This window comes from Methylobacterium pseudosasicola, assembly GCF_900114535.1.
Lineage (GTDB): Bacteria > Pseudomonadota > Alphaproteobacteria > Rhizobiales > Beijerinckiaceae > Methylobacterium > Methylobacterium pseudosasicola.
Genome location: NZ_FOTK01000020.1, coordinates 58,706 through 81,499, shown reverse-complemented (window position 1 = coordinate 81,499; position 22,794 = coordinate 58,706). Strand labels below are relative to the sequence as shown.

Sequence of the window (22,794 nt, the reverse complement as noted above, 5' to 3'; positions counted from 1 at the left end):
CTGGCGGGATGCCCGCCGGGAAAAACCGCATTCTTCGCGTAAACTTCGCATGGTCTCGCCGCAAAAAAGCACGGCGCTTGCATCATGGCCGACGCCGCCGCGAAGAGACGGCACGGAGTTCGTCGCTTGGCCCGGACCGTCTGCCCGCATGATTGCCCCTCCGCCTGCAGCCTGGACGTGCAGGTGGCCGACGGCCGCGTCGTCTCCGTGAAGGGCGGGGACAACCCCTACACCGCCGGGGTGATCTGCGCGAAGGTCAGCCGCTACGGCGAGCGGGTCCACCATCCGGACCGGATTCTCCAGCCTCTGGAACGAGTTGGCCCGAAGGGCAGTGGCCAGTGGCGCCCGATCGCGTGGGACGCCGCCCTCGACCGCCTGGCCGGAGCCTTCACGGAAGCCGCCGAACGCCACGGTCCGGAGGCGGTCTGGCCGTACAATTCCGGCGGCACGATGGGCCTCGTCCAGCGCGACGGCATCCACCGGTTGACCCACGTGATGGGCTATTCCCGCCGCAAGCGAACCATCTGCACCGCCATCGCCATCGCCGGCTGGAGCGCCGGCATCGGCCGCGTCGCCGGCCCGGACCCGCGGGAAATGGCGGTCTCCGACCTGATCGTGGTCTGGGGCGGCAACCCCGTGAGCACCCAGGTCAACGCGATGAGCCACATCAGCCGGGCCCGCAAGACGCGGGGCGCCAAGTTGGTGGTGATCGATCCCTACCGCACCGGCACCGCGGCGGCAGCCGACCTCCACCTCGCGCCTCGGCCCGGCACCGACGGGGCCCTGGCCTGCGCCGTCCTCCACGTGCTGTTCCGCGATGGCTACGCCGACCGGGCCTACCTCGCGGCCCATGCCGAGGACACGGCGGCGCTGGAGGCCCACGTCGCGACCCGAACCCCGGACTGGGCAGCCGCGATCACCGGCCTCACGGTCGCCGAGATCGAGGCCTTCGCGGCGCTCTACGGCGCGACGCCGCGCAGCTACATCCGCTGCGGCTTCGGCTTCACCCGGACGCGCAACGGCGCGGTCAACCTGCACGCGGTGACCTGCCTGCCGACCGTCACCGGCGCCTGGCAGCACGAAGGCGGCGGCGCCCTCTGGCAGAACGCCGCGATCTTCAACTGGGACAAGACCCTGACCGAGGGCCTCGACGCCAAGGCCCCGGGGGTGCGCGAGCTCGACATGAGCCGGATCGGCGCGATCCTAGCCGACGATGCGGACGCCCTGCAGGGCGGGCCGCCGGTGCGGGCCATGCTGATCCAGTCGGCCAACCCCGCCGCCTCCGCCCCGGACAGCAACCGCGTGCGCGCCGGCCTGATGCGGCCGGACGTGTTCCTGGCGGTGCACGAGCAGTTCATGACCGAGACGGCGGCGCTCGCCGACCTCGTGCTGCCCGCCACCACCTTCCTGGAGCACGACGACATCTACGGGGCCGGCGGCCACAGCCATATCCAGTCGGGGCCGGCGCTGCTGGAGCCGCCGGGGGAATGCCGCTCCAACCACGACCTGATCGCCGCCCTCGCCGGCCGGCTCGGAGCCACGCATGCAGGCTTCGATTTCAGCGCGCGAGATCTCGCCGATGCCACCCTGGCCCGTTCCGGATGGGGCGGCCTCGATCGGCTGGAGCAGGAACGCTGGATCGACGCGCAGCCGAGTTTTGCCGAGAGCCACTTCCTCACCGGCTTTGGCCATTCGGATGGGCGCTTCCGGTTCAGCCCGGACTGGTCGTCGCTGGGGCCGCGGGCCGCCGGCATGCCGGCCCTGCCCGACCATTGGGCGGTGTCGGAGCCGGCCGATGCCGAGCGGCCGTTCCGGATGGTGGCGCCGCCGGCCCGCCAGTTCCTCAACACCACCTTCACCAACAGCCCGGAATCGATCCGGCGCGAGGGGCGCCCGACCTGCCTGCTCCATCCGGCGGACGGCGCCCGCCTCGGGATCGCCACCGGGGATGCGGTGGAGATCGGCAACACTCGCGGCCAGGTCCGGCTGCATGCGCGCCTCGCCGAGGGGCAGCCGCCCGGGATCGTGGTGGTGGAGAGCCTGTGGCCCTCGGCCGCTTTCTCGGGCGGGCGCGGCATCAACGCGCTGATCGGTGACACCCCGGCTGCCCCCAACGACGGCGCCACCTTCCACGACACCGCGGTCTGGGTCAGGGCAGCCTGATAACCAGCCCGCCCAGGCAAAGAAGAGGGATCCCAAAGGGCTCAGCCCTTTGGCGGGGTATCGGGGCGGAGCCCCGATGGACCAGGGCTCTGCCCTGGACCCGCAAAAGGTCGAAGACCTTTTGAATCCGAGATTTTCAGTGATTGGCCCATGACGGAACCCGCCTGAAGTGGCGTGGTTGGCTGCGGACACACTGTTTCGTGGATGTCACCAGCCATGCGGGTCCTCCTCGCTGCCGCCCTGCTGCTTCCGTTCGCCTCGTCGGCCTGGGCGCAAAACCTGTCCGCCACCGCCACCGCGCCCTCGGCGGCCTCGCTGGAACCGGTCACGGCGATCGCCAATCCCGGACAACTCAGCATCGGCGGCGGGTCCACCACCGGCCCATTCCCGACCCTCTCGGCCCAGGGCGGCGGGCTGGTGAATGCCGGTCAGCTGAGCTTCGGCGGCGGAGGCTCCGGAAGCGGCAGCATCGCGCCGCCGTCGGGTGCGAGCGGCAGCACCGGCCGGCTCGGCCTGACCGGCGTCGGCACGACCGGAGGCGCCGGCATCACCAGCAGCACGAGTTCCGGCTCGACCGGGACCGGCAGCACGATCGGGGCGACCGGGACGCGCAGCGGCTTCAACACCTCGTCGAGTTCGGCGATCGGCTCGATCTCGGGCAGTGCCTTCTCGTCGTTCGGCATAGGTGGGACCAGCGGAAGCTCGGCCATCGCTACCAGCCTGAACACCAATGCGAACTCGGCTTCGTCGGTGGCCTCGTTCGGGACGGGCGGTTTCGGCAGCGGCAGCGGGATCGGCGCCAGTTCAACCGGCCTGAACACCGCGACAGCAACGGCGGCGACGTCCACCGCCAACGGAGGCGGTTCGGTCGGCGGTGCCGGGATCGCGGGCGGCGCCAACGCGACCACGGATCCGGTGACGACCGCCAGCACGGCTCGGGGTGGTGGAGCGGTGGGGGGCGCCGGCATCGCAGCAGGATCTGCTCAGGCTGATACGGCCTGCACCGGGCGGCTGGCGGTCGCCTGTTTCGGGGGCGGGAACGGCTTCTGACGGGACCGCACGGCGCGGCGGAACCGGGCGGAAGCGCTACCGTTCCTCCTGTACCGGCACTTCGGCCGGGACAGGAGGCGATGATGCAGAAAGCCATGGGACTGGGCCGCGCTTCGCTTGCGGCTGTTCTCGTCGTCGGGATGTCGAGCGTGGCGCTGGCCCGCGAGTCAGGATCCACGATGCAGGGCGCCAAGGGCCGGACCGGCAGCCTTCACGGCATCGGGTTCAACACGCCGAAATTCGGCTCCGACATCCGCACCGGCAAGGACCAGCCCTATACCTGGCCGGTCGGCGACCGCTATCGCCCGGAATCCAAGCCGTTCTACGGCCGGGCCTACTAGCGCATCGTTCTCTTCCGAAAGCCGGCGGCCATCTTCCGGGACGATGCTTTGAGCGTCCGCCGTCGAAGGAGGTACTGGCTCGCCGGATGCGGGCTCGTCACTCTCAACACTCACCCCGCCGGCGCGTGATGGCGCCGGCGATCATCGAGCGGGCATGCGCGGAGGGATCTCGATGCCGGTGCCGTGTCGGCTGATCCTCGTTGCCCTGGTTTGCACGGCCTCGTCCGTTCAGGCGGGGGAGTTCGCGGCGAACCCGCCGGCCCAGGGCATGGTGATGCCCCTCCCCGATACCGGCATGGCCAACAGCGCCCCGAGCGCGGCTCCATCGCCCGCCGCGCCGGCGCCTTCCACGACGGCGGAGCCTGCCAATGGCCGGCGACGCCTTCAGGCGCTCGGCAGCGGCTTTCCATCGACGGAGGGGCGGCTGCCGAACCAGCGCACCGGTCCCCGGCGGGAACACGTGGTGCACGACATCTGCATCGGATGCTGAGCGGACCGCGCCGCTCCTAACCCTCAGATCACTGAAGGGCGCGAGAGCAGCTGTTCGCCCGGATCCAGCGCGGCGAGAGCACGTCGCCCTCCTCGGTGATGATCCAGGGCTCTGCATCCTCGGCTTCGATCACTTGCGCCGCGACCGCGAGGGCTTCGCGCAGGGTTGCGAAGGGGCGTCCCTTCGCAGACCGCCCGAGCGAACAGCTCGGCCACACGGTCAATTCGGCGCGCTTGTCGAGATCAGCGGGCGTCATGGTCGCGCTCCGGAGATTTGAAGATTGGACTCCGTCTAACCCATCTATGTGACGCGGAGCTGGCGATCAGGTTGCCGCTTCGTGTCGGGACGATCGGCATGCCGCGACGTGTGTTCGCAGCCCGTCGTCGGGCGGACCATCAGCGGCCAAAACGGGCCGTAGGGGCAATGCGGCGCTTGAAGCCCGGCAATCCTGTCGGCTCATTGGACGTCAAGCGAAATTAAATCTGACGGGACTTCAATTTATATTTGAAAGTTCATCCTGTGAAATTTATTTCCTTTGTTCGGAATGCATGGCGTCCATTGCTTTGACCAGCGTCTTTCCCTCAGGACGCGATGTGAGAACTGCAAAACACTGCAGACTCAGATTTATGTTGCAATGCGCAATGAGCATACCGCATTGCACAAATCCATGGTCTCATGCGTCCAGCGATTGCAGTCCGCGATCGAACCGGAGACGCACCATGCGCACGATCCTCATCCTCGCGTCGGCGGCGCTCACCACGTCCGCCATCCTCGCCGGCCCCGCCAGCGCGGGCGACAGCCTGCACCTGACCCCGCCGCTGTATCGGGAGCAGGCCCGCGCCACCACGCAGGTCCATTCGGTCAGCGACCTGACCACCACGCCCCATCCGGTCTCGGCCACCCGCACCGTCAGCCGCCCGGTGGCGACCCTCGAGCGTCCGATGGTCCAGGCTTCCGCCGACACGAACCGCTGAGCGCAGCGCACGGCTTGCCGCGCCGGACGGAGATCCCTCCGGCGCGGCGCCGGTCAGACGATGTGCAGTTCCCGGGCGGCGAGGCTCGGTGAGACGCCGCGCTCGATCAGGCGACGGGTCCGGGCTCTATGCCCCTGCTCGGCGCTGAGGGCGGCGCCGGTCGCCCGATAGCTCTCGAACCAGAAATCCAGCCAGGCGTACTGGACGGCGACCGCGAGAAGGGCGGCGTTCTCCGCCTGGCGGATGCTCAGCCGGATGGCCTCGTCCGCCAGGCGGCCAACCTCGCCGTACATCATCGGCAACTCCACATCCTGGATAGAAGCGGCGACACCGGGAGGTGTCGCCAGCCCGCGACCGAGGCGGCGGCGCGCGAAGACCGCGGCCTTGCGCGTGCGGCGCTGACTTAGTGCGATGCCTGCTCGGCGGCGTGCTGCGTCTGCTGGACGGCGTCCTGCCCCTGCTGCACCGCCTTCTGCGTGTCCGCCACGCCCTGCTGCACCGCCGACCGGGCGCGCTCCGCACCCTGCTGGAACGCCCCCTGGGCGAGGCCGCCGAGATCCTTCGCCTGAGCCTGGATGGCGGCGAAGCGCTCACGCACGTAGTCGGCCTGAAGCTGCAGCGCTTCCGGGTAGGAGCGCGCGGTCGCCAGTTTCTGGGCGAGGTCGAAGGCGGCGCGGACGTTCTGCTCGGCGTAATCGAGGCTGCGGGTATAGAGACCCTGCGCGTTGGTGCGGGCCAGATCGGTGGAGCCGTGCACCGTGTCGGCGGCGCGCCGCGCGGAGCCGATGAAGGTCCCGAACGCCTTGCGGGCCTGCTCGACGCTGGTCTCGGCCAGGTCGCGCAGCTGCGGAGGGACCTCGAAGCTTGGAATATTCGCCATGACTGGTCTCCTGTCAGCCGCAAGTCCGGCCGCGGCCGGACTTATTGTGCACCGCACAAGCGGCTAGGTCCAGGGATCGGCGGCGACCAGACGGCCGGATTCCGTCAGATCTCGGTCTCGCGCCGAACCACCGCGTCCTCCCCGCTTCCCTTCTGTGAGAGCCCGACCTCCGGCTCGTCGCTCGGGATCGGCAAGGGCTTGTTGGAAGCCTCGGGCTCGCTATCCCCGGACGCGATCTCCAGATCCGGATCGACCGGGGGGGAGGCCCGGTCCGGAACAGTCGCGGGTTCGCGCGAATCAGTCATCCGAGGATTTCCCTGTCCCGAGACCAGCATCCTGGATACCGGATCCAGAGGCGAGGCTCGGCTTTTCGATCCGCGTCGTCTTCCCAGAAAGCCGGCAACCACCTTTCGGGACGATGCTTGGAGCAACGCGGCGCAAGGCCCGCGGCTCCCGGATCATCAGTCGCCGTGTGGCCGGGATCGCATCCGCCGCGCTATATGCGGGCGGAGGAACGAGGAGAGTGTCGTGTTCACCGTCAAGGGGATCGATCCGTCCGGCCGCGTCATGACTTTCGCGTGCGGGACCGACGAGCAGGCCATGGAGAAGACCTGGGAACTCGCCCGGCGCGGGTTCCGGGAGATCATGGTCGCCGATCCCAAGGGCAAGGAGATGTCCGCGGCCGCGTTCGAGCGGTCGCTGGACATCGATTGGGGGGAGTGAGCCGACGCAGCTTGCTCGCGCATCGTCTTGTTCCGAAAGCCGGCGACCGCCTCTCGAGACGATACGCTAGCGGTTGCCGAGGGCCGGGCCGCCCGCCGTGCCGCCGGTCCCGGGCGGTCCGCTGGTCGGGGTGCCGCCGATATTCACCCCCGGCGTGGTGCCCGGGACGGAGGAATTGCTGGGATTGGCCGTCGTGCCCGTGGTGATCTGGGCGTTGGGGCCGCTGCCCACCGTCCCCGCGCCGACGCCGCCGGTGGTGGGCGGAGCGGTCACGCCGGTATTGCCGGCGCCGCCGGTGGTCACCTGCGCCGCGGCCGGACCGGCGAGCAGCAGGGTCAGGGCGCCCGAGAGCAGCATCGTCGTGCGTGTCATGAATACGTCCGTTGTGTGGGGTCGGACGGCAACGGGTGCGGGCCGGCGAAGTTCACGCTCGCGCGGCGCCAACCGGGACACTCAGTGCAACTCGTAGCAATTGGTGATCACCCGCGGGTTGCGGGTCACATCGTACAGGATCGAGCACTGGACGAGGTACTTGGTGTCCTTCCGCCGAAACAGGATCAGGGAGGACCGGTTGTCGAAGGTGCCGGTATAGCCGGCGATCTCCCAGCCATCGGCACTCAGCCGCTCGATGGTGAGCGGCTCGGCGGCGGAGGCCGCCAGAACCGATCCGAGACAGGCGGCGAGGCTCAGGCACCCGCGCATCGATCGAATTCTTCGCGCCGTCGTCACAGGCCCGGCACGTCGTCGATATCCGGCGCGGGTTCCCGGCGCGGTGGGGCTGGATCGTCCTCCGGGGCGGGCGGCAGCCGGGGCGGCGGCATGTCCCCGGTATTCGGCGGCGTCGGCAGGCCCTGGGGCAGGTCGGGGATGGGCGCGTCGTCCGCGCCGGGTGATGTCGGATCGGGCATGGCATGTCCCCGGCGTCGGTACCGCACCCTGCGATCGGCAGGTCCGGCTCAGACAGAACGGCCGTCGCGCGCGAAGGTGCCCACACCCGATTGGTCGCAGCAACCGTTTCGACGGCTCCGCGGTTCTCCCCCCACGTGGCCGGCCCTGGCTGCGCAAGCTTGAGAGCCGCCCGTGATCCGCTGCCTTGTCCCGATCCTCACCGCGACCGTGATCGTCGGCGGCCTGTTCCCGGCCTTCGCAGCGACCCGCAAAGTCAAGGTGCCGAACCGGTACGACGGCGCCTGGACCATCGTAGCGACCACGTCCGAAGGGCCCTGCGCAGCGCAGACCAGCTATCAGGTCCAGATCAAGGACAGCGACGCTTCGATCCCCGGCGACGAGGTCGATATCGATGGCGGCGTCTCGGCGAGCGGCAGCGTCCAGGCCACGATCACAAGCGGCTCCAATACGGTGCCGATCTCCGGCAGCCTCGATCCCCAGGGCGCCGGCAGCGGCACCTGGCGGACCACCGGCGGCGCCATCACCTGCAGCGGCCGCTGGAACGCCCGTCGCGCGAGTTGAGACGCGTCAGACTGGCGCCGGCTCGCGGCGGAGGCTCGGACGGCCTGCCCGCCCGGTCTCCGGCTCGTCGGTCGTCGCGCCGATCTCTTCCGCCTTGCGCCACACTGCCCGGCAGATGAGGATTTCGCGGCTCGCATCGATGCTGAGCACGAACCGGTCCGGCACGATCTCGGCTTCCGGCAGGGCGATGCGGACGCCGTCGAGGGAGCGATCGTAGACGATACAGGGCAGGCTGCGATGCTCATCGACCGAAATACTGCCGGTTTCGTTCAGCACCGTGCGCGGAGCGCGCCGTCGGTCAAGCATCGCCGCCTCGTGAACCTCGATGGCCGCAGGATCGGCCATCCGGGTTCAGAACAGGTTCTGGAAACCCGTCGGATTGTCTGCATCCGGCCCAGCGGGCCCGCTACCCGGTGACAACGCCGACCAGCGTCGCGAGGAAGCCGAGCGCGACGGCACCGATCCCGCTCATGAACATCACGTCCCAGCCCGCGAAGTCGTTCGACCGGGGGGCGCGGGCGAAGGCGAAGACCGAGAGCGCCGCGCCGAACACGACGAGCGCGATGGCGATGGTGATCGGTGTGGACATGGCGTGATCCTCCGACGCCGGTCTCCTGGCCCTTCGGGCTCTTGTCCGGACGATCGCAGCCGGCGTGTTCTGCTTTCAGGCGTCCGTCGCCGAAACATGACAGACGATCTGAACGCGAACAAGAAGATAATCTGTTCTGCATTGCAGAACACGCTAGGGCTGCACCGTTTAGATCTCGCCGGCGCAGCAGCTTTTTCTGGGGACGACCGTGGCGGCACAGTTCAGTCGAGGAAGACCCGGACGCCGTCGGTGTTGAGAATGTCCCGCTGGTCGGCGCACCATTGTTCCGCCCCAACCTCCGCGATCGTTTGGGCGACGCGCCGGCCTTCCTCCGCGATGGCGGTCTGCGCCTTGCGATGGCCCAGGGTCTCGTCGAGCGCCTTGCGAACGGTCCGGGACAGGCCTTCGGCGACCGCGTCGTCCACGGTGTAGAACTTGCGGCAATACAGGACGATGCCGGCCTGCGCGCCGACGATCCGCACCAGTCCGTCGATCGTCTCGGCCCGCTTCTCGTCCTGCGCCGCCGCGGGGCCGGGCGAGAGGATCGACGCAGCCAGCGCGGCGGCGAGCAGGGCGCGTCTCATGGTCGGGTCTTCCTCTGCGGGCTGAAGCCGGACCCGCGCGTCGGCGCCGGTCCATGCCGCAGAGATAGGGCTAGCGAGGCCGGATGCCGCCCCGGCAAGCTGTGCCGCGAAGCGACATCGCAGCGCGGTGCCGCCGGGCAGCGCCCGTCACGGCCTTTCAGAGCCGATGCGTTCCGGCCCGCTTCACGCGCCGAAGCGCGCGTCGATCACTTCCGGGCCGACATCATGTCGTGCGTGAGCACGGTCAGCTTGCCGATCAGGCTGGAAATGTCGGCGCCCTTGCACGACCATTGCGTGCCGATCGCCTCGCCATCCGTCGAGACCGAGACGACGGCCACCGAGCGCAGCCGACCCTCGCGGGCGAGCGCCAGCTGGTCCTGCAGCACGGCGATCACCGATGCCGTGTCCTCGTCGGCCACGGTGGGCGCGATATGGGCCGGGAACGCCACGACCGTGTCGGTTCTCGTCTGCTCACGCTTCATCATGCTTCGATCCCACGCCAATCACTCTCTGGATCCGGCGTGGGCATCAGCTTTGTGCAGAGTGTGGCAGCTTGTCCGTGTCACCGCACGTCGCCGGCCTGTGTGGCTGTGCGGCAACTGTCGCAATCACGACCCTGCGCCGGTGCGGTCGACAGCGGCGCTTCGGCTACGGACTGATCGCACGCGGTCGACGGATGAGGCATCCGGAGCGCGGGGAACGACCTCGGCGGCGGTCGCCGCCGAAGGTGTCCGGGTGAGTCAGGCGGCCTTGCGGCCCTTCCGCTCGCGCTCGGCCATCGCGCCGGGCTGGCCCAGACCGATCGCCTTGGCAAGCGCGGAGCGCTGCTCGGCGTAGCTCGGCGCGACCATCGGATAATCGGCGGGCAGGCCGTAGCGCTCGCGGTAGCTCTGCGGGCTCAGGCCGTTGGCGGTCAGGTGCCGCTTCAAGGTCTTGTAGGTCTTGCCGTCGAGGAAGCTAACGATCCCGTCCTGCTGGACCGACTTGCGGATCTGGGCCGGGGTCGGCTTGTCGACCGCCTCGCCGGCAACCGCGCCGGCGGCGGCGGTGCTCGTCCCGGAGGTGAGACCGGCGATCGCGCCGTGCACGCGAGCGATCAGCGCCGGCAGCTCGGCAGCCGGAACGGGGTTGTTCGAGACGTAAGCGGCGACGATGTCGCCCGCCAAGCCGATCAAGTCTGGCGTGTGCACAATGGTTTCTTCTGTCACTTTATGGTTCCCGATCTGCCCCTCTCGGGCGATTTGCTACCTCTCCCGGCCGAATGCAAGTTACAAAACCCTAGAACGAGGTGCGTTTTGGTCATGATCGCTATGCATGCTGACGCTTCGGGGCAGGAAATTCTGGTACAACCGTCAGGTGAACTATCCGCGAAGGCAGAGGTTTCGATAACCACTGCGCCAGTGTTTCCGCATTCTGGTCAATCGCTTGGGGGATTGGATCAAACCGGTTGACGGCGCGGCCGAAGCGCTGCTGCGTCTCCGACAGACCCGAGCCAAGCATCGGATGTTTCCATGCGGCGTGCGTCGTTTTTATCCATCAAATATTATGTTCGTCCGATTCAAGACAGTTCTCGAAAGCACTGCGACAAATTGTAATCAGTCTTCGTGTGAATACGACGGAAGGCGGCTGGAGAAACAAGTCGGTCTTCCCGGGGCCGTCCCCGAGCGCGACCCTGGAAGGACGGCGCGAGGCGATGATCCGGGGCTTCCGGGTGCGCAAGATCCTGATCCGTCCGCCCATCCGGATCCTGCTCTTCGCAGGCTAACGTCGTGGAGATCGGGCGGCCTCAGGCTTTCAACCCTCGGGCGAACAGTATTTGCCAAGGCCGTCGCTCCCTCGGTGACGGGAGGCCCAAGCCGTGGCATTGCGCGATCATGCTGCTGCTCGCTCTCCTCCTCGCCCTTCTGGTCGTCCTGGCCGTCATGATCATCACCCGGCGCTGGACCGGCCGGCTGGCCTCGCTGGCGACCCTGATCGCCGGGGCGATCATGGCCCTGTGGCTGGCCCAGGTCGGGCTGCTGCCGGGCACCACCGGCCCGCTGACGCCGGACCGGCCCCGCGTCCCGGGGCTCGACCGGTAACGCGCCGGTAACCGACTCGGCGCGAGCATGGGCCATGCCCACGCTCTCAGCCCCGCGCCTGCTCACCTTCCTGGTCTCGGCCGTGCTCATCGGCCTGGCCATCGCCAGCCTGTACACGCGCATCCCTATGGTCGGACGGAGTGTGGTGGCGCATCGGCAATGGTTCTTCATCGGCGCCTACGCGCTGCTGGCGCTCGGGGTCACCACCCGCAGCCTGTGACGGGTCCGGCCTCCGGCTCGCGCCGCTGCGAGCCATAATTGGCCTTCGATCGAGCATCCTCTTTTCCGAGGGCCTGCGACCCCCTGTCGGGCCGATGCTCTATCGCAACCGCTCCGCGTGCTTCAAAGGTAGCGGATGACGATGAAGACGACATTCGTGGTGCAGCCGTTCGAGCTGCACCGCAAGCGGCTGCGGCCGGCCCGGCAGGAGCCCGCCCAGAGCGAGTTCGGCGCCCTCAAGAAGGCCGAAGCTCTGGCCGGCCGCATGCCGGGGGCGGCGGCCCTGAAGGTGGTCGCCGACGACGAGACCGGCGAGCTCGAAGGCGTGACCATCCTCGGCCAGTTCGGCGAGGTGCCGGAGGACTTTGCCGAAAGCCTCCAAGGCGGCTGATGCGCGTCACCGGGGCTCGCAGCGCCGGGGCGATACGGCGGCGGCGAAATGCATCGCCGGCCCCCTGGACACTACGTAGAAACAACGTAGCACGATGCTGGTGAGCGATCGCGCGCCCAGAGCCAATATCCGTGCCCCGATACTTTATTGATCTCCACGATGGCGCGAACCTGGTTCGCGACCAAAAGGGCTTCGACCTGCCCGATCTCGCCGCCGCCCAGGCGCAAGCCGTCCGCATGATGACCCGGATCGCGCAGGGGCTGTCGGATCCGCAGGTCCGGCAGGATTACGTGATCGCCGTCCGGGACGAGCAGGGCACCGTCCGCCTGCGGCTGCGCCTGTCCTACGATGTCGAGCCCGGCTGAAGGCCGGGGTTCTATGGGTCGCTGACGGCCGAGGAGGATGCATGACACGCTCGAGGATCGCGACCGGATCAATCCTGGCGACCCTTCTCCTGACGGCCGCCGCCGCGGGGCCGGCCAGAGCCCAGACCACGCCGCCGCCTCAGGCGGGCTCGGCCGCGGCGACGCCGGACAACGCGATCCTGCTCACCGTCTTCCTGCGGCACGACCAGTCGCGTCCCCTCTCCGAGCTGAACGACCAGCTCGCCAAGCAGGGCTTCTACAAGGCCTTCCCGCCGCCGGGGATCGAGGTCGTCTCCTGGAACGTCGTCATGGGCATCGGGCAGATCATCACCCTGCGGCTGCCCGCCACCCGGCTGCGCGAGATCAACCGCGTCCTGGAGGACACCGCTTGGGGTGCCTATCGGACCGAGTTCTACCCGACCTACGATTACAAGGCCGTCGGCCTCGCGGAGCACGACAAGGCCCGTTGAGCCGGAGCGCCGTCCGTCACAGGGCGGCTTCGGCGGTCGGTGCGTGGCCGAAGCGCAAAGCCTCGCTCCACAGGCAGGGATGGCCGAGCCGCTTGGCCTGATACATCGCCGCATCGGCCCGCTCGACCAGCGTTCGCGCCTCGAAAGCCTGCCGTGTCGCGCAGGCGATCCCGATCGCGGCACCGACCAGGACCGGCCGGCCGGTGCCGATCGCGTAGGGTTCGGTGAGCCGCTCGTGGATGCGGCGCGCCCGGTCCAGCACGGTCGAGGCCGGCGCGTCCGCCAGGAGCAGGGCGAATTCGTCGCCGCCGAGGCGCGCGGCTGTGTCCTGCTCGCCGAGGCCTTCCCGGAGCCGCTCGGCCACCTGCCGCAGCAGCGCGTCGCCGGCGGCGTGGCCGTAGAGGTCGTTGACCGGCTTGAAGCCGTCGAGATCGATGCACAGCAGGGCGCAGCCCTGGCCGGTGGGCTCGGCGGTGGCGCGCTCGAGCCTGGCCTCAAACAGGTAGCGATTGGGCAGGTCGGTGAGCGGGTCGTGATGGGCCATATGGCGCAGCAGCGTCTCCGCGCGCCGACGCTCGGTCACGTCCTCGTACAGGGCGACCCAGCCGCCATCCGCTTGCGGCTGGAGCGTGAGGGCGATCTGGCGGCCGTCGGAGAGCGTCTGCAGCAGGGTGCCGGGATCGCGCCGGGCCAGAAACCTCCGCCGTTCCGTCCAGATCTGCTCCGGGTCCCGCCCGGATTTCAGGCCCTGGGCGGCGTTGATCGCGATGAGCGTGCGGGCATGCATGCCCGGTCGCGCCTCTCCGTCCGGCTGGCCGAAGAGGCGCCGGTAGCCGGCATTGGCGAACAGCAGGCGGTCGCCGGCATCGAACAGGCAGAAGCCGTGCGGCAGGCTATCCAGGGCTCGCATGACCCGGCCCCCGAGCCGCCGGTCCCGGCAGTACCCGTAGGGCCGGGCCATCACGATCGGCTCTCGCGTGCGCCGCTCCAGCCGCGCCGACACCCTGCCCGCTCGCGCCATCCTGGCGACCCCCTTCAAGCGCCCGGCCGGGCCTGCGCGGCACCGCGGCCGGACGCCCCGCTGAAGACTGCTTCTGCTGGGTCATAGAATGGGATTCCTTTCGCCAACCTTGACGAAACGGCGTTTCGCTCAAGGATGCGCGATCGTCATGTCAGTTGCCGAAGCCGTGCCCCGAATTTTTGCGCGCGGCCCTTCAGTTGCAAGCACTTAGAGTTACCAAACGTCCCACCGCAGGCAAGCAACCTCTAAATAAATCCCCGCAGCGCAAGACTGCGGGGATGGGTTTATATTTCTCTCCGCGCCACTTCCTCTCGGCGGGACGCTGGCTGTGCGGTTCGAGAAGGACTTACGGCGTCTCGTGCACGCCGTGATGCCCGTCGAGCACCGTGTCGCTGGTCGGGACCGTGTCGGCCACGGCCTCCGCCCGGCGGCGATCCGGGGCGGTCGCCTCTTCGACGAAGGCTGCCACCGCCTCCTTGAGCGGCAGGGTGCGGGTCTGCTGGCTGCCGAGCCGGCGGATCGAGACGGTGCGCTCCTCGGCCTCGCGCTTGCCGAGCGCCAGCAGCACCGGCACCTTGGCGAGCGAGTGCTCCCGGACCTTGTAGTTGATCTTCTCGTTGCGCAGATCGGCCTCGACCCGCAGGCCGGCGCGATCCAGGGCGCGCACCACCTCATGGGCGTAGGCGTCGGCCTCGCCGGTGATCGTCGCCACCACCACCTGGACCGGCGACAGCCAAAGCGGGAAATGCCCGGCGAAATGCTCGATCAGGATGCCGGTGAAGCGCTCCATCGAGCCGCAGATCGCCCGATGCACCATCACGGGCGGCTTCCGGGCGCCGTCGGCATCGATGTAGAAGGCGCCGAACCGCTCGGGCAGGTTGAAGTCCACCTGCGTGGTGCCGCATTGCCAGTCCCGGCCGATGGCATCGCGCAGGACGTACTCGAATTTCGGCCCGTAGAACGCGCCCTCCCCCGGGTTGACCTCCGTGCGGATGCGGCCGGCCGACTGCGCCTCGATCTGCGCCAGCACCCGGGTCATCACGTCCTCGGCATGGTCCCAGAGCGCGTCCGAGCCGACGCGCTTCTCCGGCCGTGTCGAGAGCTTCACGACGATCTGGTCGAAGCCGAAATCCGCGTAGGTCGAGAGGATCAGGTCGTTGATCTTCAGGCACTCGTCGGCGAGCTGATCCTCGGTGCAGAAGACGTGCGCGTCGTCCTGGGTGAAGCCGCGCACGCGCATCAGCCCGTGCATGGCGCCCGACGGCTCGTAGCGGTGGACCACGCCGAACTCGGCGAGCCGCAGGGGCAGGTCGCGGTAGGATTTCAAGCCATGCTTGAAGATCTGCACATGGCCCGGGCAGTTCATCGGCTTGAGGGCGAACCAGCGCTTGTCCTCGGCCTCGTCGCCCGCGCTTTGCGCGGCGAACATGTTCTCCCGGTACCAGCCCCAGTGGCCCGAGGTCTCCCACAGGGCCTTGTCGAGGATCTGCGGGGCATTCACCTCGGCGTAGTCGCCGCGCAGCCGGCGGCGCATATAGGCGATCAGCTCCTGGAAGATCGTCCAGCCCTTGGCGTGCCAGAAGACGACGCCCGGCCCCTCCTCCTGGAAGTGGAACAGGTCCATCTCCCGGCCGAGCCGCCGATGGTCCCGGCGCTCGGCCTCCTCCAGCCGGTGCAGGTAGCCGTCGAGATCGGCTTGGGCCGCCCAGGCCGTGCCGTAGATGCGCGTCAGCATCGGGTTGTTCGAATCACCCCGCCAGTAGGCGCCCGCGACTTTCATGAGCTTGAAGGCGGTGCCGACCTTGCCCGTGGAGGTCATGTGCGGGCCGCGGCACAGGTCGAACCAGTCGCCCTGCCGGTAGATCTTCAGATCCTCGCCGGGCGGGATCGCGTCGACCAGCTCGACCTTGAATTTTTCCTGTTTGCCCGCGAACAGCGCTCGCACATCCTCGCGCGTCCAGACTTCCTTGGTAAATGGCGCGTCGCGCGAAATAATCTCGCGCATCTTCGCCTCGATCTTCGGAAAATCCTCCGGCGTGAACGGGGTCTCGCGATAGAAATCGTAATAAAAACCGTTCTCGATCACCGGGCCGATCGTCACCTGCGTCTCCGGCCAGAGCGCCTGCACGGCCTCGGCGAGCACGTGCGCGCAATCGTGGCGGATCAGTTCCAGGACGCGCGGGTCGGTCCGGTCCAGGAACTCGATGCGGGCATCCTGGGCGATCGGATCGTCGAGGTCGGCGACCGTGCCGTCGAGGGCCATGGCGACGGTGCGCTTGGCCAGCGACTTGGCGATGCCCTCGACCACGCTGCGGCCGGTGGTGCCGGCAGCGACCTCCCGCGTGTCGCCATTGGGGAAGGTGAGAATCGGCATGGGTCAGGCTCTCCGGGCTCAGTCCTGCATACGGGGCAGGTAAGCGTGTTCTGGGGAGCGGCCGTGTAGACCGATTTTTTTTCTTTGGCGAGGGAATGGCGCGGATCGTGACCACGCGCGCCCGGGACGGCGCGCAGCAAAAAGGCCGCGGTGGCTCCTGCCCCCGCGGCCTTCCCAATGGCTCGGTCGATCAGGTCTGCTGCGTCCGGCGGGGCCGCACGGTCCAGCGCTCGAACACGCCGGCCGACTCGTCTGTCTTGGCGTCCTTCGCCTCGGCGGCAGCCTCGGGATGCTGGTGGATCGCGGCGCCGAGCGCCTGGGACAGGCTCTCGATCACGTCGTCGATCCGGGCGTCGCTGTGGATGCTCTCCTGCGGGGCGGGCTGAGGCGGGCTCGGCTCCTGAGCCACCGGGGCCGCATGATGCACGGGCTCCGGGGCGGGGGTCGGCTCCGGCTCGGGCTGAGGCTCGGGCTCCGGGTGAACCTCGGCAACCGGGGCGACCGGAGGCGGCTCGACGGGCTCGGGAGCCGGGGCCGCCGCTGCAGCCGCAACCGGGGCCGCCGCGGCGGCCGGGGTCACGATGCGGCGCATGGCGCTCATCGCGCCGTCATCGGACGGCTCGCTCGCGCGGGCGCTGCTGCCGTAGCGGCCGAAACCGAACCGCGGCTCGATCAGGTCGAGGACCGCGTCGAGCGCCGCGTTGCTCAGCGGCACCTCTTCGGCGGCCGGCACGCCCTGGATGGCCAGCGCCTGCCGCTCGAAGGCCGGTTCGCTGCTGACCTCACGCCCGAACCAGTTCGGGGTCTGGAAGGCGGAGGCGTCGCCGTCATTGTCGAAGGCGACGCTGATCAGGTCGAGATTGCCCGGCGTGACGTAGCGGTCGATCGTGACCTCGCGGCCGCCGATGGTCAGGACCGTGCGGTCGTAGGCGGCCTTGCCGGGGCAGACGTCGAGCAGCGCGTCGCCGTGGGCGCGCGGCACGTCGGTCCGCTCCTCGGCCGGGACGCCGTCCGGGCCCTTGTTCACCAGCACCAGCTGGCAGACTTGGCCGTCGACCCGCACGTAGGAGCTGCGGCCCCCCTGCGCCACGAAGTGGCCTTCGGTGATCCGGGCGCCGCCCCGCTCCTTGCGGATCAGGCGGACCAGGGATGGCGCAACCAGGAATCGGCGAATGGTGCTCATGAACTCAAAACCCCTCCCGCTTCGTCGGCGGTGCGCCGATCCGGCGGACTGCCCTTAGGGCCGCCGGCCCGGATAGATCCGGCAAGTCGAGCCCGCGCCGACGGCGTATAAGCTCAACTGCAACGCCGTATTGGCTCGCCCTTGACCACATCCATCGCCAATACCGGATGGCGATACCATGAGACGGTTAAGCGCTAAGCAAAAACACGCCGAAATCAAGACCGGAACGGGGTTGTGATTCGCTCACAACCCCGCCTGTCCCCGATATCCCGTCTTTCGCGGCGGTTTTCCCAACCCAGGTTAGACCGGAACCGGGTGCCTCAGGCGGCCGGCTCGAAGGTCATCGCGGCGCCGTTCATGCAATAGCGCAGGCCCGTGGGAGCCGGGCCGTCGTCGAAGACGTGGCCGAGATGGCCCTTGCAGCGGGCGCAATGGACCTCGGTCCGGACCATCCAGTGGCTGCGGTCCACGGTGGTCTCGACGGCGCCCTCGAGGGGCTCGAAGAAGCTCGGCCAGCCGGTGCCGGACTCGAACTTTGTGCCCTGCTCGAACAGCGGCTGTCCACAGCCGACGCAGGTGAACGTGCCCGGCCGCTTCTCGGCCAGAAGGCAGCTGGTGCCGGCCCGCTCGGTGCCGTGCTCGCGCAGCACCCGGTACTGCTCCGGCGTGAGCGCCGCGCGCCATTCGGCCTCGCTGCGGGTCTCGGGGTTGGCGGTCGCGGTATCGGACATGAACATCTCCCTTTTCGGCGAGAGATATAGGCATTGCGCCCCGGCCTCGGCAGTCCCGCGGGGGTGAATGCGATGGCACCGGCGGCGACCTGTCGCTCCGGCGCCGGGTCGAACGATCAGGCCGCCGCCCCCACGGTGTCAGCCATCCGGGCCCGGCGGTGGCCCATCGGCAGGGGCGCACCCGTGGTGGTGTCGCGGGCGGTCTGGTGTTCCAGCTCGGCGTTGATCTCGCCGCCGAGCAGCACGATGGTCGATGAGATCCAGATCCAGGTCATGAAGCCGATCACGGCACCGAGCGACCCGTAGGTCTCGTTGTACGTGCCGAAGCTCGCGACGTACCAAGAGAACAGCAGGGACGCGATCAGCCAGAGCAGCCCCGCCACGATGCTGCCGACGCCGACCCAGCGCCAGCGGGCATGCTCCCGGCTCGGGCCGAACCGGTACAGCACCGACAGCCCGGCGAGCAGCACCAGCAGCACCGCCGGCCAGCGCAGGGCCGCGAGCAGCCACGCGCCTGAGCCGAGGCCGAGGAAGTTCAGCACCACCGGCACCACCACGATCGCGTTGAGCGCGATGATGATGAACAGCAGGGCGCCCACCGTGAAGGTGAGCGAGCGGATGTTGAGCCAGAAGAAGTTGCGCTTCTCCTCCTCCTCGTAGACGACGTTCAGCGCATCGAACATCGCCTTCATGGCGGCGTTGGCGCTCCACAGCGACAGCAGCAGGCTGGTGAAGAAGGTGACGCTGAGCGAGCTGCTGCCCTTGGCGGCGATGCGCTTGATCTGGTCGCCGATCAGCTCGACCGCGCCCGAAGGCAGCACCGCGTGCAGCTGCGCCAAGTGCTCGTTGATGGCGTTGACGTCGGCGAACAGGCCGTAGCAGCTCACCAGAGCGGCGATCGCCGGGAACAGGGACAGCAGGGTGTAGAAGGTCACCCCGGCGGCCACCGCCAGCACCCGGTCCTTGTTGAATTCCAGGTAGACCCGGACCGCGATGTCCTTCCAGCCGGCCGGGGTCATCTCGGAGGGACTGTTGGCGGCGCGGCCGCGCTCGGGCTGGGTCGCGGCGGTGAGCTGCGCGGCGCGGCCCACGATCGAGCGCGCGCCGGAATTCACGGCTTTCTTGCGTGCGGGGTCGGCTTCGTCCGACCGATCCGCCGGCGGTTCCAGAACTTCGGGCTGAGCGGTCGCGCGTCGCCGGGCGGGCGTCGCGGCGAGCGCCACCAGGGCCGAGCCGAGCATCAGGATCCAGAGGATCGAGCCGGCATCCGGTTCGGAACTCGGGCGGGGGGGCGACGCGGGCATGGTGGTACGAGAGGGCCGTCCGCGCGGAACTGCCGCGCTCGAAGGCTCAAACGTCGCCGAAGCGCGGCCGTTCCGCGCGCGATTTCGGGCACGCCTGGCCCCGATGCGCGTTGTGCATCCTATGCGCGATCAGCCCCGCCTCGGATTCTGCTGCAAGTTCGTCCTGGACGAGCCGCCCGGCACCCACGCTACCCTCAAGGCGGAGCGCGAGGCGACGCTCCACATGAATCTGACCAGCGTGACCATGGCGCATCTCGCCAAGCTGGACCCCGTCGCCCGGCGGGCGAAGCTCGGCGGTCTCGTCGCGCACAATCTCGATGCGCTGGCGCGCCAGATCGCCTGGGTCGGGGCGCGGCCGCCGATCGAGCGCCTGCTGCGCATGGCGAGCAACGTCCTGCCCGGCTACACCCACGCCATCGCCCGCGCGATCTACGCCGAGCCCGAGATGGCCACCCTGGTCGAGCGCGGGCTTGCGGAGGCCGGAGCGCTGGCGCGCCGCCTCGGCGTGCGCCTGAGCTTCCACCCGGGCCCGTTCTGCCTGCTGGCGAGCCGCAACCCGGCGGCCATCGCCAACGGCCTGTCCGAACTCGACTACCACGCCGAGATTTTCGACCGCATGGGCTATGGCGGCGGCTGGCACCCGCACGGCGCCCACATCAACATCCATGTCGGCGCCGGTGACCCGGGGGTGGCGGGGTTCCGCGAGACCCTGCCCCGGGCGAGCCAGGTGGCGCGCGACCTCGTCACGGTCGAGAACGACGAGAACGTCTTCGGGATCGAGGCGGTGCTCCAGCTCGCCGACCTCGTGCCGGTGGTGCTCGACCTGCACCATCACTGGGTCCAGAGCGGCGGCGAATACATCGAGCCCGACGATCCCCGCATCGCCCGGGTGCGGGGCTCCTGGCGCGGGGTGCGGCCGGTGGCCCATATCAGCGTCTCGCGCGAGGCGGTCTCAGCCGATTGCGATCCCGACGCCTTGCCCGACTTCCCGGCCCTGCGCGCCGCCGGCCACGCGGTCCGGGATCTCGCCGCCCATTCCGACATGATGTGGAACCGGGCGGTGAACGACCTCGTCGCTCGCCACATGGTCTGGGCCGATTTCGAGATCGAGGCGAAGGCCAAGAACCACGCCTCGACCCAGATCGCCCGCCACATCACCGATCCGGCCCGGGCGGCCCCGATCGCCGCGGAGTGACCGGCGGTCTCGACGCCTTCCGCGGACGGTTGCGCTAGCGCCTTGTTCGCGCATGATGATTCCGGAAAACCGGTTTCCACTTTTCCGCATCATGCGCTAGTCAGCCGGCATGAAGACCGCCGATTGCGACATCCTCATCGTCCCGGGGCTCGGAGGCTCGGACGAGGACCACTGGCAGGCCCGCTGGGCCGGGCGCCTCGCCACCGCGCAGGTGGTGGCCCAGGACGATTGGCACGCGCCGACCCCGGAGGCCTGGTGCGGGCGGATCGCAGACGCGGTGGCGGCCGCGACCCGACCGGTGATCCTGATCGCCCACAGCCTCGGGGTGGTGGCCTGCGTCGAGGCGGCGCCGCGTTTCGCCCCCGGAATCGTGCGCGGTGCCCTGTTCGTGGCGTGCCCGGATGTCGAGGAGGCGCCCGACCTGCCCGAATCGGTGCGCGCCTTCGCGCCGGTTCCCCGGGACCCCCTGCCCTTCCCGTCGCTCCTGGTCGCCAGCCGCACCGACCCGTATTGCACCTATGACCGGGCCGACGATTTCGCCCATAGCTGGGGCTCTCTGACCGTCGATGCCGGCGAATCGGGTCACATCAACGTCGCCAGCGGGCACGGGCCATGGCCGGAGGGGCTGATGCGCCTCGCCGGGTTCCTGAAGGGGCTGTAGGCGCTCCGCCTCACGTTAACGCGTCGTTTACCCTCGCGGCCTCCAGTGTGGGCTTGGGCGGTCCTTCGCCCCGAAGGCGCCCCTGGAGAGCACCGTGACGCGTAAAGAGCTTCTGGAACGACTCGACGCGGTCCAGGCCGCCCTCGGGCCCCGGGCCCACATCAACTTCAACAGCTCGCTGTTCAACGACGCCGCGCTCCTGAAGCGCATCGAGGCGTTCGAGGCGAAGGTCGGCGAGGTCGAGAAGCCGAAGGTCGCCGACTACACCGGCAACATGTTCACGCGCATCGCCAACCGCCGCGCCGCCACGGCCGCCGCCAAATAGCCGTCCGGCCTATTTCGGATCGGGCTCGGCCGCGCGCAGGAGCTCGCCCGCCACGTCGGCCAGTCGCGGCGGCGCCTCGCGCACGAACGGCAGCGGCCGGCAGACATTGAGGGCGGCCAGCCCGAAGCGGGCGGTCATCAGCCCGTTGAGCACGCCCTCCCCCAGCTTGGCCGAGACCCGGGCGGCGATCCCGAGCCCCAGCACCTGCTGCATCACGCTCTCGCCCACTGCCATGCCGCCGGTGACGGTGAGATGCCCCACCGCGGCCCGCGCCAGACGCAGGAAGCCGAGGAAGCCCGGCCGGCCGCCGTAGATGGCGGCGATCCGGCGCAGCAGCCGGACGGCGGCGAAGACCACGAACGCGACATCGACGATCGCCCGCGGCGAGAGCGCCGTGACCGCCGAGACCTGCTTGGCGGCGGACGCGATGGCGTTGCGCGCCTGCCGATCGAGGCCCGCCAGCAATTCGTGCTCGGCCAGCCCGATCCGATCGTCCACGTCGAGGATCGCGTCGGCGGCGGCGTCGATCCGGGCGCGGCCCGGGGCCAGGGATTCGCGGTCGGCGTAGAAGGCCGAGAGGGCCTGCACCACCGCCTGCGCGCCGGTATGGTCGCGGGTGGCGAGCGCGTCGACCGCCGATTGCCGCAGCCGCTCGATCTTCCGCTCGCGCCGCAGCCCGGCGAGCTCCCGCCCGACGATCGCCAGCAGCGCCAGCCCGGCGAGGCCCAATAGCGCGAGCGCCACCCAGCCGAGCCAGGGCGCAGCCTGGAACAGGTCGGCGATCATCCGCTCGACCGACAACCCGATCCCCAACGAGACCAGGCCGCCGGCCGCCGACAGGAACAGCGCCCCCCAGGGCGAACCCCGCCGCGGCGCCACCGGCACCGCGACGCCGTCGGCCGCGTCGACGATCTCGAACGGCTCCTCCACGATCCGGGCCTGCTCCGGCCGGGCCGCGAGCGGCGTCGTGGTCACCCCCGGACCGGGGGGCGGCTCGGGATTGATCCGGAAGGCGCGGGGTTTCTGGCCTGAGGACATGGCTTACGGCCTCCAGAGGGGTTTTTTCGGTTTTGCCCTCAGGGCGGTGGGCTGTTGGAGCCGGTCCGTGCGGGTGCGCCGGGTGCCGTCGCTGGCACGGACTCCAATGTTGACCCATCGCTTCGCGCCGGCCGCGACACGCCCCCTCGCCCGTGCGGGAGAGGGTTGGGGT

The 22,794-nt window shown here is 69.4% G+C and carries 33 protein-coding genes; 15 read left to right on the top strand and 18 right to left on the bottom strand.

What is annotated here, in order from left to right:
- The first annotated feature begins 126 nt into the window (after nucleotides 1-126).
- The 4 genes from BM228_RS19090 (at nucleotide 127) to BM228_RS19075 (ending at nucleotide 4,044) form a co-directional block, all read left to right on the top strand.
- On the top strand, nucleotides 127-2,163 hold the full coding sequence (locus BM228_RS19090; protein WP_092043098.1) for a molybdopterin-containing oxidoreductase family protein: 2,037 nt from the start codon (nucleotides 127-129) through the stop codon (nucleotides 2,161-2,163).
- Nucleotides 2,164-2,379: 216 nt separating this feature from the next.
- Nucleotides 2,380-3,213: a hypothetical protein gene (locus BM228_RS19085; protein ID WP_092043096.1), complete on the top strand. Its 834-nt coding sequence runs from the start codon at nucleotides 2,380-2,382 to the stop codon at nucleotides 3,211-3,213.
- A gap of 80 nt (nucleotides 3,214-3,293) precedes the next feature.
- Nucleotides 3,294-3,554 carry a hypothetical protein gene (locus tag BM228_RS19080; protein WP_244537212.1) on the top strand — a complete coding sequence of 87 codons (261 nt, stop codon included), beginning with the start codon at nucleotides 3,294-3,296 and terminating at the stop codon, nucleotides 3,552-3,554.
- Nucleotides 3,555-3,726: 172 nt separating this feature from the next.
- Nucleotides 3,727-4,044: a hypothetical protein gene (locus tag BM228_RS19075; RefSeq protein WP_092043159.1), complete on the top strand. Its 318-nt coding sequence runs from the start codon at nucleotides 3,727-3,729 to the stop codon at nucleotides 4,042-4,044.
- A gap of 28 nt (nucleotides 4,045-4,072) precedes the next feature.
- Here BM228_RS19075 and BM228_RS19070 read toward each other — a convergent pair whose 3' ends face one another.
- On the bottom strand, nucleotides 4,073-4,300 hold the full coding sequence (locus tag BM228_RS19070) for a hypothetical protein (RefSeq protein ID WP_092043093.1): 228 nt from the start codon (nucleotides 4,298-4,300) through the stop codon (nucleotides 4,073-4,075).
- A gap of 463 nt (nucleotides 4,301-4,763) precedes the next feature.
- Here BM228_RS19070 and BM228_RS19065 point away from each other — a divergent pair, with 463 nt between their 5' ends.
- Entirely contained in the window at nucleotides 4,764-5,018 is a 255-nt protein-coding gene (locus tag BM228_RS19065; RefSeq protein WP_092043092.1) for a hypothetical protein, read from the top strand.
- Between the two features lie 53 nt (nucleotides 5,019-5,071).
- Here the strand turns inward: BM228_RS19065 and BM228_RS19060 are convergent, their stop codons facing one another.
- The 3 genes from BM228_RS19060 to BM228_RS19050 all read right to left on the bottom strand — a co-directional run bounded on the left by BM228_RS19060 (nucleotide 5,072) and on the right by BM228_RS19050 (nucleotide 6,203).
- Nucleotides 5,072-5,314: a hypothetical protein gene (locus tag BM228_RS19060; RefSeq protein WP_092043090.1), complete on the bottom strand. Its 243-nt coding sequence runs from the start codon at nucleotides 5,312-5,314 to the stop codon at nucleotides 5,072-5,074.
- A 107-nt stretch (nucleotides 5,315-5,421) separates the two neighbouring features.
- Nucleotides 5,422-5,898 carry a phasin gene (locus tag BM228_RS19055; protein WP_092043089.1) on the bottom strand — a complete coding sequence of 159 codons (477 nt, stop codon included), beginning with the start codon at nucleotides 5,896-5,898 and terminating at the stop codon, nucleotides 5,422-5,424.
- 104 nt (nucleotides 5,899-6,002) lie between these two features.
- Nucleotides 6,003-6,203: a hypothetical protein gene (locus BM228_RS19050; RefSeq protein ID WP_092043087.1), complete on the bottom strand. Its 201-nt coding sequence runs from the start codon at nucleotides 6,201-6,203 to the stop codon at nucleotides 6,003-6,005.
- Nucleotides 6,204-6,426: 223 nt separating this feature from the next.
- On the opposite strand from BM228_RS19050, the gene BM228_RS19045 reads away from it, so the two are divergent.
- Nucleotides 6,427-6,621, top strand: coding sequence for a hypothetical protein (locus BM228_RS19045; RefSeq protein ID WP_007566096.1), 195 nt, complete (start codon nucleotides 6,427-6,429; stop codon nucleotides 6,619-6,621).
- Between the two features lie 66 nt (nucleotides 6,622-6,687).
- Here the strand turns inward: BM228_RS19045 and BM228_RS19040 are convergent, their stop codons facing one another.
- From BM228_RS19040 to BM228_RS19030, 3 genes are all read right to left on the bottom strand, one after another.
- On the bottom strand, nucleotides 6,688-6,993 hold the full coding sequence (locus BM228_RS19040; RefSeq protein ID WP_092043086.1) for a hypothetical protein: 306 nt from the start codon (nucleotides 6,991-6,993) through the stop codon (nucleotides 6,688-6,690).
- A gap of 81 nt (nucleotides 6,994-7,074) precedes the next feature.
- Nucleotides 7,075-7,323, bottom strand: coding sequence for a hypothetical protein (locus tag BM228_RS19035; RefSeq protein WP_092043084.1), 249 nt, complete (start codon nucleotides 7,321-7,323; stop codon nucleotides 7,075-7,077).
- A gap of 23 nt (nucleotides 7,324-7,346) precedes the next feature.
- Entirely contained in the window at nucleotides 7,347-7,529 is a 183-nt protein-coding gene (locus tag BM228_RS19030) for a hypothetical protein (protein ID WP_092043083.1), read from the bottom strand.
- Nucleotides 7,530-7,701: 172 nt separating this feature from the next.
- On the opposite strand from BM228_RS19030, the gene BM228_RS19025 reads away from it, so the two are divergent.
- Nucleotides 7,702-8,091 (top strand): heme utilization protein, encoded by a 390-nt coding sequence (locus tag BM228_RS19025; RefSeq protein ID WP_092043081.1) that lies wholly within the window; start codon nucleotides 7,702-7,704, stop codon nucleotides 8,089-8,091.
- Between the two features lie 6 nt (nucleotides 8,092-8,097).
- On the opposite strand, the gene BM228_RS19020 is transcribed toward BM228_RS19025, so the two are convergent.
- The 5 genes from BM228_RS19020 to BM228_RS19000 form a co-directional block, all read right to left on the bottom strand.
- Entirely contained in the window at nucleotides 8,098-8,436 is a 339-nt protein-coding gene (locus tag BM228_RS19020) for a PilZ domain-containing protein (RefSeq protein ID WP_244537211.1), read from the bottom strand.
- A 61-nt stretch (nucleotides 8,437-8,497) separates the two neighbouring features.
- Entirely contained in the window at nucleotides 8,498-8,680 is a 183-nt protein-coding gene (locus BM228_RS19015; protein ID WP_092043080.1) for a hypothetical protein, read from the bottom strand.
- A 221-nt stretch (nucleotides 8,681-8,901) separates the two neighbouring features.
- The gene (locus BM228_RS19010) at nucleotides 8,902-9,264 is read right to left on the bottom strand and encodes a hypothetical protein (RefSeq protein ID WP_092043078.1); all 363 of its coding nucleotides are present in this window, start codon (nucleotides 9,262-9,264) and stop codon (nucleotides 8,902-8,904) included.
- A 206-nt stretch (nucleotides 9,265-9,470) separates the two neighbouring features.
- The gene (locus BM228_RS19005) at nucleotides 9,471-9,746 is read right to left on the bottom strand and encodes a hypothetical protein (protein WP_425284966.1); all 276 of its coding nucleotides are present in this window, start codon (nucleotides 9,744-9,746) and stop codon (nucleotides 9,471-9,473) included.
- Nucleotides 9,747-10,004: 258 nt separating this feature from the next.
- Entirely contained in the window at nucleotides 10,005-10,472 is a 468-nt protein-coding gene (locus tag BM228_RS19000) for a Ros/MucR family transcriptional regulator (protein WP_092043077.1), read from the bottom strand.
- 666 nt (nucleotides 10,473-11,138) lie between these two features.
- Between BM228_RS19000 and BM228_RS18995 the strand changes: the two genes are divergently transcribed.
- The 5 genes from BM228_RS18995 to BM228_RS18975 all read left to right on the top strand — a co-directional run bounded on the left by BM228_RS18995 (nucleotide 11,139) and on the right by BM228_RS18975 (nucleotide 12,790).
- Complete coding sequence (locus tag BM228_RS18995; protein ID WP_092043075.1) at nucleotides 11,139-11,345, top strand: hypothetical protein; 207 nt, start codon at nucleotides 11,139-11,141, stop codon at nucleotides 11,343-11,345.
- 34 nt (nucleotides 11,346-11,379) lie between these two features.
- On the top strand, nucleotides 11,380-11,565 hold the full coding sequence (locus tag BM228_RS18990) for a hypothetical protein (RefSeq protein WP_092043074.1): 186 nt from the start codon (nucleotides 11,380-11,382) through the stop codon (nucleotides 11,563-11,565).
- A gap of 135 nt (nucleotides 11,566-11,700) precedes the next feature.
- The gene (locus BM228_RS18985; RefSeq protein WP_092043072.1) at nucleotides 11,701-11,955 is read left to right on the top strand and encodes a hypothetical protein; all 255 of its coding nucleotides are present in this window, start codon (nucleotides 11,701-11,703) and stop codon (nucleotides 11,953-11,955) included.
- Nucleotides 11,956-12,086: 131 nt separating this feature from the next.
- The gene (locus tag BM228_RS18980) at nucleotides 12,087-12,320 is read left to right on the top strand and encodes a DUF6894 family protein (RefSeq protein WP_092043071.1); all 234 of its coding nucleotides are present in this window, start codon (nucleotides 12,087-12,089) and stop codon (nucleotides 12,318-12,320) included.
- A gap of 41 nt (nucleotides 12,321-12,361) precedes the next feature.
- Complete coding sequence (locus BM228_RS18975; protein ID WP_092043069.1) at nucleotides 12,362-12,790, top strand: hypothetical protein; 429 nt, start codon at nucleotides 12,362-12,364, stop codon at nucleotides 12,788-12,790.
- A gap of 16 nt (nucleotides 12,791-12,806) precedes the next feature.
- On the opposite strand, the gene BM228_RS18970 is transcribed toward BM228_RS18975, so the two are convergent.
- From BM228_RS18970 to BM228_RS18950, 5 genes are all read right to left on the bottom strand, one after another.
- Nucleotides 12,807-13,793, bottom strand: a complete 987-nt coding sequence (locus tag BM228_RS18970) for a diguanylate cyclase domain-containing protein (RefSeq protein WP_244537209.1) — start codon at nucleotides 13,791-13,793, stop codon at nucleotides 12,807-12,809.
- Between the two features lie 364 nt (nucleotides 13,794-14,157).
- Nucleotides 14,158-16,185: a threonine--tRNA ligase gene (gene thrS, locus BM228_RS18965; RefSeq protein WP_092043066.1), complete on the bottom strand. Its 2,028-nt coding sequence runs from the start codon at nucleotides 16,183-16,185 to the stop codon at nucleotides 14,158-14,160.
- Between the two features lie 190 nt (nucleotides 16,186-16,375).
- A complete protein-coding gene (locus BM228_RS18960; RefSeq protein WP_092043065.1) occupies nucleotides 16,376-17,368 on the bottom strand; it encodes a CYTH domain-containing protein in 993 nt (330 codons plus the stop codon).
- Nucleotides 17,369-17,688: 320 nt separating this feature from the next.
- On the bottom strand, nucleotides 17,689-18,099 hold the full coding sequence (gene msrB / locus BM228_RS18955) for a peptide-methionine (R)-S-oxide reductase MsrB (protein ID WP_092043155.1): 411 nt from the start codon (nucleotides 18,097-18,099) through the stop codon (nucleotides 17,689-17,691).
- A gap of 116 nt (nucleotides 18,100-18,215) precedes the next feature.
- On the bottom strand, nucleotides 18,216-19,403 hold the full coding sequence (locus tag BM228_RS18950) for a YihY/virulence factor BrkB family protein (RefSeq protein ID WP_092043063.1): 1,188 nt from the start codon (nucleotides 19,401-19,403) through the stop codon (nucleotides 18,216-18,218).
- Between the two features lie 121 nt (nucleotides 19,404-19,524).
- On the opposite strand from BM228_RS18950, the gene BM228_RS18945 reads away from it, so the two are divergent.
- The 3 genes from BM228_RS18945 (at nucleotide 19,525) to BM228_RS18935 (ending at nucleotide 21,584) form a co-directional block, all read left to right on the top strand.
- Nucleotides 19,525-20,598: an apurinic/apyrimidinic endonuclease family protein gene (locus BM228_RS18945; RefSeq protein ID WP_092043062.1), complete on the top strand. Its 1,074-nt coding sequence runs from the start codon at nucleotides 19,525-19,527 to the stop codon at nucleotides 20,596-20,598.
- A 109-nt stretch (nucleotides 20,599-20,707) separates the two neighbouring features.
- Nucleotides 20,708-21,259, top strand: coding sequence for an RBBP9/YdeN family alpha/beta hydrolase (locus tag BM228_RS18940; RefSeq protein ID WP_092043060.1), 552 nt, complete (start codon nucleotides 20,708-20,710; stop codon nucleotides 21,257-21,259).
- A 94-nt stretch (nucleotides 21,260-21,353) separates the two neighbouring features.
- Nucleotides 21,354-21,584, top strand: coding sequence for a hypothetical protein (locus BM228_RS18935; RefSeq protein ID WP_092043058.1), 231 nt, complete (start codon nucleotides 21,354-21,356; stop codon nucleotides 21,582-21,584).
- A 9-nt stretch (nucleotides 21,585-21,593) separates the two neighbouring features.
- Here BM228_RS18935 and BM228_RS18930 read toward each other — a convergent pair whose 3' ends face one another.
- Nucleotides 21,594-22,622, bottom strand: a complete 1,029-nt coding sequence (locus tag BM228_RS18930) for a YcjF family protein (RefSeq protein ID WP_092043057.1) — start codon at nucleotides 22,620-22,622, stop codon at nucleotides 21,594-21,596.
- Nucleotides 22,623-22,794: the final 172 nt, after the last annotated feature.